Origin of the sequence: Streptomyces sp. NPDC005774 (assembly GCF_042871645.1) — a bacterium.
GTDB classification, from domain to species: domain Bacteria; phylum Actinomycetota; class Actinomycetes; order Streptomycetales; family Streptomycetaceae; genus Streptomyces; species Streptomyces pratens.
The window spans coordinates 22,794-31,042 of sequence record NZ_JBIAIV010000028.1 but is presented as its reverse complement, the minus strand read 5'-3'; the positions used below and the strand labels follow the sequence as shown (position 1 = coordinate 31,042).

Sequence of the window (8,249 nt, the reverse complement as noted above, 5' to 3'; positions counted from 1 at the left end):
CCGCTTCCGGGTGGCCTCCGGCGGGGGTGGGGGCTGGGGGGGGGGGGGGGGCCGGGGGGGGGGGGCCCGGGGGGCCCCCCCCCCCCCCCACGCCCGTGTTCTGTCCGGCCGGGATTCCCCGGCCGGTCACGACAACGGCATGGCCACCGCCGGGTCCCGGTCCTCCGAGGTGAGGTCGAGGGCGATGTCCACGATCATGTCCTCCTGCCCGCCGACCAGCCCGCGCCGGCCGACCTCCAGCAGGATGGCACGCGCGTCGAGCCCGTACCGGCGGGCGGCCGCCTCGGCATGCCGCAGGAAGCTCGAATAGGCGCCGGCGTAGCCCAGGGTGAGCGTTTCCCGGTCGACCCGCACCGGCCGGTCCTGGAGCGGGCGGACCAGGTCGTCGGCGGCGTCCTGGAGCGCGAACAGCTCACAGCCGTGCTCCCAGCCGTTCAGGGTCGCGACGGCGACGAACGGCTCGATCGGGCAGTTGCCCGCGCCCGCGCCCTGCCCGGCCAGCGACGCGTCCACTCGCGTGACGCCCTCCTCCACGGCGATCACCGAGTTCGCGACCGACAGGGAGAGGTTCTCGTGTGCGTGGATGCCGATCTGGGTCGCCGGGTCGAGGACGCCCCGGTAGGCGCGGACGCGGTCACGCACCCCGTCCATGGTGAGCCGGCCGCCCGAGTCGGTGACGTACACGCAGTGCGCGCCGTAGGACTCCATCAGCTTCGCCTGCTCGGCCAGCTTCTCCGGGGACGCCATGTGACTCATCATCAGGAAGCCCGATACGTCCATGCCGAGGTCGCGCGCGGTGGCGATGTGCTGGGCCGAGACGTCCGCCTCGGTGCAGTGGGTGGCGATGCGCACCGAGCGCACCCCGAGCGCGTAGGCCTGCTTGAGCTCGGCGATGGTGCCGATGCCGGGCAGGAGCAGGGACGTCAGCACCGCCCGGTCGACGGCTCCGGCGGCCGCTTCGATCCACTCCCAGTCGGTGTGGCTGCCCGGACCGTAGTTGAGGCTGCCGCCGGTCAGGCCGTCGCCGTGGGCGACCTCGATCGCGTCCACGCCGGCCCGGTCCAGGGCCGACGAGATACGGGCGACGTCATCGGGTGTGATCCGGTGCCGGATGGCGTGCATGCCGTCCCGAAGCGTCACGTCCTGCACATACAGCCTGGTCATCGGGAGGTCACCTCGGCTTCGGTCCCGGTCGCGACACGCTGGGCCACACGCTCGGCGACGCGCAGAGCGGCCGAGGTCATGATGTCGAGATTTCCGGCGTACGCGGGCAGGTAGTGGGCGGCGCCCTCCACCTCCAGGAACACGGAGACCTTCGTGGTCACCGGGGGAGCACCGTCCGGCAGCAGTGTGTGGACCGGCTCGTCGGGGGCGATTGCCGTGAACTGCACCCGTTGCTTGAGCCGGTAGCCGGGTACGTACTCGGCCACGGCGGCGACCATCTCCTCGACGGACGCACGGACCGCCTCCTGATCGGCGTCGCCGATCAGGCAGAACACCGTGTCCCGCATGATCAGTGGTGGTTCGGCCGGGTTGAGCACGATGATGGCCTTGCCGCGCCCGGCGCCGCCGACCTGCTCGATCGCGGCGGCGGTGGTCTCGGTGAACTCGTCGATGTTGGCCCGGGTGCCCGGCCCGGCCGACCGCGATGCGATGGAGGCGACGATCTCGGCGTAGGGCACCGGTGTGACGCGACCGACCGCGTGGACGATCGGGATGGTCGCCTGCCCACCGCAGGTGACCATGTTGAGGTTGCCGACGTCGTTCCCGGCGTCGTCCAGGTGCTCGTCCAGGTTCACCGTAGGTACGACATACGGTCCGAGGGCCGCCGGGGTGAGGTCGACGAGGCGCTTGCCGTACGGCGCGAGCCGCTTGGCGTTCTCGATGTGCGCCTTCGCGGACGTGGCGTCGAAGACGATACCGATGTCGTCGAAGCACTCCATCCGGATCAGACCGTCGACGCCCTCGTGCGTGACGGGCACCTTCAGGCGCGCGGCACGCGCCAGCCCGTCCGAGTCCGGGTCGATGCCCACCATCGCGGCCATCTCCAGGGTGTCGGAGAGGCGCAGTATCTTGATCATCAGATCGGTGCCGATGTTGCCGGAGCCGATCACGGCCACTTTGGTCTTCGTCATCCTTGGTCCTCTAGTTCTGGGGGTCCATGGGAGAGAACGTCGCGGTGACCGAACCGAGGCGCGAGATCTCCGCCCGTACGGTGACTCCGGGTGGCGTCGGGACCAGGGGCCCCAGGGCTCCGGAGAGCACGACCTGGCCGGCGCGGAGCGGATCGCCGAACTCCCGCGCGGTCCGCGCCAGCCACAGCAGGGCCGCGAGCGGGTCGCCCAGGCAGGCGGCGCCGTCACCCTCGGACGCGAGCGCGCCGTCGGCGTGCAACCGCATTGTCACGTCCCGGGGCTCGAACTGCTCCAGCGTGACCCGCTCCTGGCCGAGTACGAACATGCCGCTGGACGCGTTGTCGGCGACGGTGTCCGTGATCGTGATGTCCCAGCCGGCCACCCTGCTGTCCACGATCTCCAGCGCGGCCACGGCGTGCCCGACCGCCGCCCGGACCCGGTCGATGTCGAGGTCGTCGGCGTCGAGGTCCGCGGCGAGGACGAACGCGATCTCCGCCTCGGCCCTGGGCTGCAGCAGCAGTTCGCTGGGCACGGCCGGGAGGCCGGTGGCGTCCATGTCGTCGAACAGCACGCCGAAGTCCGGTCGGTCGACGCCGACCTGGCGCTGGACGGACGGCGCCGTCAGGCCGATCTTGCGACCCACGACCCGCGCTCCGCGCGCGAGACGGTTGTCGGTGAGCTGTTGCTGGACGGCGTAGGCGAGGCTGATGTCGGTCGGTCCGAGCACGTCCCGCACGGGCTCGCAGGGCTGCCGGTCACGGGCGGCCCGGGTGAGTCGTTCGGCCGCGTCGGCCACGGCTGCCGCACGGTCCGCTACGGCCGTCGGTTTCCAAACGTCTGTCATCGGCATCCTCAACTCGTGGTGCGTCCAGAGTGATCGATCACGCCGTAGCACAGCGATACGGGGTTCCGCTCACCGGGACGGGGAGGGCGGGCCCCCGTGGCCCTGCTGGGACCGTCGCACCATACGAGGAGGTCAATGATGAGCATCAACGAGGACAGCTACGACGTCATCGTCGTCGGATCGGGTGGTGGCCTGGTCGGGGCCTATGTGGCGGCGTCGCGCGGGCTGCGCACGCTCGTCATCGAGAAGACCGACGTGGTGGGAGGCACGGTCGCCTATTCCGGAGCGGGCCTGTGGTTCCCGGGCTCCGCACCGCTGCGCAGGGCGGGCGTCGAGGACGACGTCGAGGAGGCGAGGACCTACCTGCGGGACGTCGTCGCGGACAGCTCACGGGAGGGGGTCCAGGACGCCTATCTGCGGGCCGGCGCACAGCTGATCGACGAACTCGAACAGAACCCCTGGTTCCAGTACTTCGCGCACGGACCCGTTCCGGACTACTACTCCTCGCGCCCCGGAGCGACACGGGCAGGACGGACCGTCTTCCCGCCGGCTCTCGCGGTCGCCGATCTGGGGGAACGTTACGAGCTCGTCCGCCGATCCCTCCCCACCGAACGGTGGGGGTTCGACGAGGGTTCCGTGGTCAGCGGCGGCCGCGCGTTGATCGGCCGGGCGCTGGCGGCGTTCCTTGAGACGGGCAACGGCACGCTCCGGCTCAACACCGTGCTGGACGAACTCGTGGTCGAGGACGGCAGGGTCGTCGGGGTGGAGGCCGTCAGCGACGGTGAGCGCGTCCGGCTGCGAGCCGACCGTGGTGTGCTCCTCGCGGCGGGCGGATTCGAACGGGACCGTGAACTGCGCGAGCGGCACCAACAGCTCACCGGCGAGTGGTCCAACGGCGCGCCCGGCAACACGGGCGACGCGCTGCGGGCCGGGATCGCGATCGGCGCGGACACCGACCTGCTCGACGAGGCATGGTTCGTCCCGGGGCTCATCCAGCCGGACGGTCTGCCGGTCTTCCACAGCGGCACACGCGGCGGAATCTGGGTCAACGGGGCAGGTGAACGCTTCGTCAACGAGACACGGCCCTACGACCAGGCCGGGCACGAGATCGTCCGGCTCCACGCGGCCACGGGCGTTCGCCACACCCCCTGCCACTGGGTGTTCGACCAGCGGCAGCTCGACCGGGACGGCATCGGCGGCCCGCCCGACGAGCCGCTGTCCGCGAAGTGGCTGGAGTCCGGGGCGCTGAAGAAGGCCGACACCCTGGAGAAGCTGGCCCGTGTGATCGACGTGCCGTTCGACTCCCTGGACCGGAGCGTGAAGGAGTTCAACGGATACGCGGCGACCGGGACCGACGACAGGTTCCACCGCGGTGAGACCCCCTGGGACCAGATGTTCCATCACGTCGTCGGGTTTCCGGCCGACCCGCGGCAGAACTTCCCGGCGAAGTCCGTGCCCGGTTTCCCGAACCAGCTGCTTCTGCCGATCGACACCCCGCCGTTCTACGCCGCGACCATCGTCGCGTCGGACATCGGTACCAAGGGAGGCCTGCGGATCGACGAGAACGCGAAGGTGCTGCGACCCGACGGCCGGCCGATCGAGGGGCTGTACGCGACCGGGAACACGGCGGCCGCGATGTCGGGGCGCGTGTACCCGGGTGCGGGCACCCCGATCGGGTCGAGCCTCGCTTTCGGGTACCTCGCGGTGCTCGACATCGTGGGCCCGACCGACTGACATCCGCGGGAGATCGGGGCGTGGGCCGTGCACGTGGCCCGCGCCGACGCGTGTGGACACACATCAGATCGTGCACGCCTCTTGGTCTGCGGGCAGCGGCGTTGGTACTTTGGCGCCGGCGCCAAACTGAAATAGATTTCAGTTTTAGCAGAGAGGCACCGACGATGACGTCTGCCCTTCGCCTTGACCCGCGATCCGAGGCCGAACGGCACGCGATTCCGCCGTCGATGATGGAACGCGTGACGTTGATCATGGACCTGTTCGAGCATCCCCAGACCTGCCTGACGCTCGAGACCGTCTCCCGTCGAACCCGGCTGCCGCGTTCGACGACCCATCGCATACTCGACCAGCTGGTCCGGCTGGACTGGCTCCATCACACCGTGTCCGGGTACCTGCTCGGACCACGCGCACTCGGCCTGGGCGGACGGGAGATCGGGCACAGCACCCTGCGCGCGGCCGCCGCGCCCCGACTGCTCGAACTGGCCGTCCGTACCAAGATGGTCGTGCACCTCGCGGTGCTCGACGGGCCCGAGATCTACTATCTCGACAAGGTGGGTGGCCGGGCGGCCGTGGGCATCCCGTCGCGGGTCGGCGGCCGGGCGGTCGCGCACTGCACGGGGCTCGGGAAGGCGATGCTCGCCTGGCTGAGCCCCGAGGAGATCGACGCACGGTACGAACAGGTGATCGAACGACGTACTCCGCACAGTATCGGCCGCCTGGACGCCCTGCACCGGGAACTCGGCGCCGTACGCCGCCGCAACGGGCTGGCCATCGACCGCGGGGAATGCTTCGCGGACATCGCGTGTGTCGGCCTCGCGATCCGTGGTCCGGACGGACCGCTGGCGGCGATCTCGGCTGTGGGAGAGGGTAGTTCCTCGGTCGAGCGCATTGCGCCACTGGTCGTCAACGCCGTGCGGTCCATGTCCGAGGAACTCTTCGGCGCCACGCAGTCGTACCCCCGAGACGTGCCGGACGGACTCCGGCCCTTACCCCATCACGGAGAGGCGGTCCCTGCGGGCACAACGCGGCGCGGGTGAGGGCGGACACCCGCCGCACCCCGCACGGTGGTCCGCTCCCAGCGGCCGCCGCGCACGGTCGGGACCCGGGCCGCTACGTACCCGGCGCCCGCCCCGGGACGACGAGAAGGGCGACGGGAGGACAACCCCGCACCGCCGCCCGACTGTGTGGCTCACTCCCCCGCGCGGGGGAGCCGAGCGCGTAGTCCTACCAGGCGGTCCAGCCCCCGTCCACGGTGAGAGTCGTCCCCGTGACGAAGCGGGAGGCGTCCGAGGCGAGGAACACCGCGGCCCCGCCCAGCTCGTCGGCACTGCCCACCCGGCCCAGGGGAGTACCGCGTACGATCCGCTCGCCCCAGCGACTGTCCAGGAGGCCGGAGCTGAGGTCGGTCTGGAAGTAGCCGGGGGCGAGGGTGTTGACCCGTACACCGCGGTCGGCCCACTCCACGGAGAGGGCCCTGGTGAGGGCCTCGACGCCGCCCTTGCTCGCGGCGTAGGCGGCGATCCGTTCGAAACCGGTGGTGGCGTGGACGGACGAGACGTTGACGATCGAGCCCGAGCGCTGTTCCAGCATCACCTTGCCGGCCTCGCGGCAGCAGTAGAAAGTGCCTTGTAGGTTGACGTCCAGAACCTGTTGGAAGTCCTGGTCGGTGACCTTCTCGCTGCGGGTGAAGTGCGGGCTGATCCCGGCACAGTTGATCACGGCGTCCAGGCGGCCCGTCCAGGTGGTGATGCGCTCGGCCATGTCCCGTACCGCGACCGAGTCGGCGACCGATCCGGGCATGACCAGCACCTTGCCACCGTGCCCGGCGAGTTCGGACTCCAGTCCCTCGAGGTCCGACGCGGTGCGGGCCGTCACGGCCACGGTCGCGCCGGCCTGGGACAGGGCGATGGCTATCGCGCGTCCCAGGCCCTTTCCGGCCCCCGTCACCCAGGCGGTCTTGCGGTCCAGCCGCAGGTCACTGTTCACACTGCTCATGCCCGGTCCTTTGCGGGAAGGTCGCGCAGAGTCCGCTTGAGGACCTTGCCCGAGGGCGTTCGGGGCAGTTCGTCGACGAAGTCGAAACGGGCGGGAACCTTGAACTTGGCCAGACGTTCCCGGCAGAACTCCCGCAGCTCCTCCGGTCCGCAGTCCGTCTCCGGGCGTACCACCACGAAGGCGCGCGGCACTTCGCCCCACCGGGGGTGTGACAGCCCGACCACCGCGGCCTCCAGCACCGCGGGGTGCTCGTACAGGACCCGTTCGACCTCCGGGGTCGCGATGTTCTCGCCGCCGGAGACGATCATGTCCTTCTTGCGGTCATCGATATAGAGGAAGTCCTCCTCGTCGACGTGGCCGATGTCCCCGGTGTGGAACCAGCCGTCCCGCAGTGCGGCGGCGGTGGCCTTCGCGTCCCGCCAGTAGCCCGTGAAGACCTTCGGCCCGCGCAGTGTGATCTCACCGAGTTCACCCGCCGCGACCTCCTTGCCGGCGTCGTCGACGATCCGCACGCGCGCGTGCGGCACCGGACGCCCGACCGAGCCCAGTTTGGTCAGCGCGTGCGCGCGGTCCAGGAACGTGTCGCCCGAAACCGTCTCGGTCAGTCCGTACGCGTCGGCGAACCAGGCGTTGGGGAACGCGTTCATGGTCCGCCGCAGCACCGGCTCGGGCGTCTTCTCCCCGCCGCCCAGGATGAACCGCACCGAAGTGGTGTCGTACGCCTCCCTGTCCGGTACCTCCAGCACCGCGCTGACCATCGCGGGCGCCAGCCACACATTGGTGACGCCGTGCTCCTCGATCGCGCGCAGGGCGCCGACCGGGTCGAACCTCCGCTGCAGCACCACGCTTCCGCCCGCGTACAGGACCCCGAGGGCGGGCATGTCGAGCCCGCCGACGTGGTACAGCGGACCGCACACCAGCGTGGTGTCCGCGGCCGTGAGGCCGAAATGGACGATGTGGGCGAGATTCTTGGCCTGCACGTTCCCGTGGGTGAGGCACACGCCCTTGGGGCGTGCCGTAGTGCCGGAGGTGTACATCAGGCGCTGCAGGTCGTCCGGCCCGACGTCCGCGGGCTCCACCCGGGCGCCCGGGTGCCGGGCGAGCAGCTCCTCGTAACCGGTCCACGGCTGCGTCACATGGTCTCCGCCGACCTGGATCCGCTGGTCCAGACCGGGCAGGTTCGCGGCGATCCGGTCCGCCGCGCGCGCGAACTCGGGTTCCGTCACGAGGGCCTTGGCCTGGGCATGGCCCAGGATGTACTGCCATTCCTCCTCGGACAGCCGGTAGTTCAGCGGCAGGAAGACCGCGCCGAGGCGGCTCACCGCGTACACCAGTTCCAGAAATTCCGGCTGATTGTAGAGCAGCAGTCCGACGACGTCGCCGTGCCGAACGCCCAGCTCGCCCAGGCCGGAAGCCAGCCGGTTCACCCGTTCATGCAGCTCCCGCACGGACAGGGACTGCTTTTCATGTACTACGGCGACGGCGTCGGGCCGCTGGGACAGGTGGTAATCGAGGATGCTCGCGAAATTGTGCACGGCAAC

Annotated in this window: 7 protein-coding genes; 2 read left to right on the top strand and 5 right to left on the bottom strand. The window is 70.4% G+C overall.

Annotated elements, in window-relative coordinates:
• Window positions 1-126 precede the first annotated feature (126 nt).
• Genes dmpG through ACFYQA_RS23900 form a run of 3 tightly spaced genes read right to left on the bottom strand, consistent with a single transcriptional unit; the run spans window position 127 to window position 2,979 of the window.
• Window positions 127-1,164 (bottom strand): 4-hydroxy-2-oxovalerate aldolase, encoded by a 1,038-nt coding sequence (gene dmpG, locus ACFYQA_RS23910; RefSeq protein ID WP_388921292.1) that lies wholly within the window; start codon window positions 1,162-1,164, stop codon window positions 127-129.
• Entirely contained in the window at window positions 1,161-2,135 is a 975-nt protein-coding gene (locus tag ACFYQA_RS23905; RefSeq protein WP_388921289.1) for an acetaldehyde dehydrogenase (acetylating), read from the bottom strand. Before ACFYQA_RS23905 ends, dmpG begins: the two co-directional genes overlap by 4 nt.
• A 10-nt stretch (window positions 2,136-2,145) precedes the next feature.
• Window positions 2,146-2,979 carry a 2-keto-4-pentenoate hydratase gene (locus ACFYQA_RS23900; protein ID WP_388921286.1) on the bottom strand — a complete coding sequence of 278 codons (834 nt, stop codon included), beginning with the start codon at window positions 2,977-2,979 and terminating at the stop codon, window positions 2,146-2,148.
• 138 nt (window positions 2,980-3,117) lie between these two features.
• Between ACFYQA_RS23900 and ACFYQA_RS23895 the strand changes: the two genes are divergently transcribed.
• Window positions 3,118-4,713 carry an FAD-dependent oxidoreductase gene (locus ACFYQA_RS23895; RefSeq protein ID WP_388921283.1) on the top strand — a complete coding sequence of 532 codons (1,596 nt, stop codon included), beginning with the start codon at window positions 3,118-3,120 and terminating at the stop codon, window positions 4,711-4,713.
• A 230-nt stretch (window positions 4,714-4,943) separates the two neighbouring features.
• Entirely contained in the window at window positions 4,944-5,750 is an 807-nt protein-coding gene (locus tag ACFYQA_RS23890; protein ID WP_388921471.1) for an IclR family transcriptional regulator, read from the top strand.
• 187 nt (window positions 5,751-5,937) lie between these two features.
• Here ACFYQA_RS23890 and ACFYQA_RS23885 read toward each other — a convergent pair whose 3' ends face one another.
• Together ACFYQA_RS23885 and ACFYQA_RS23880 are read right to left on the bottom strand one after the other, a co-directional pair.
• Window positions 5,938-6,708, bottom strand: a complete 771-nt coding sequence (locus ACFYQA_RS23885; RefSeq protein ID WP_388921280.1) for an SDR family NAD(P)-dependent oxidoreductase — start codon at window positions 6,706-6,708, stop codon at window positions 5,938-5,940.
• Window positions 6,705-8,243, bottom strand: a complete 1,539-nt coding sequence (locus ACFYQA_RS23880) for a long-chain fatty acid--CoA ligase (protein ID WP_388921278.1) — start codon at window positions 8,241-8,243, stop codon at window positions 6,705-6,707. Before ACFYQA_RS23880 ends, ACFYQA_RS23885 begins: the two co-directional genes overlap by 4 nt.
• Between the last annotated feature and the right edge of the window lie 6 nt (window positions 8,244-8,249).

Coding starts and splice junctions, on each gene's coding strand:
- dmpG (WP_388921292.1), bottom strand. CDS start 1,164: ATGACCAGGCTGTATGTGCAGGACGTGACGCTTCGGGACGGCATGCAC.
- ACFYQA_RS23905 (WP_388921289.1), bottom strand. CDS start 2,135: ATGACGAAGACCAAAGTGGCCGTGATCGGCTCCGGCAACATCGGCACC.
- ACFYQA_RS23900 (WP_388921286.1), bottom strand. CDS start 2,979: ATGACAGACGTTTGGAAACCGACGGCCGTAGCGGACCGTGCGGCAGCC.
- ACFYQA_RS23895 (WP_388921283.1), top strand. CDS start 3,118: ATGAGCATCAACGAGGACAGCTACGACGTCATCGTCGTCGGATCGGGT.
- ACFYQA_RS23890 (WP_388921471.1), top strand. CDS start 4,944: ATGGAACGCGTGACGTTGATCATGGACCTGTTCGAGCATCCCCAGACC.
- ACFYQA_RS23885 (WP_388921280.1), bottom strand. CDS start 6,708: ATGAGCAGTGTGAACAGTGACCTGCGGCTGGACCGCAAGACCGCCTGG.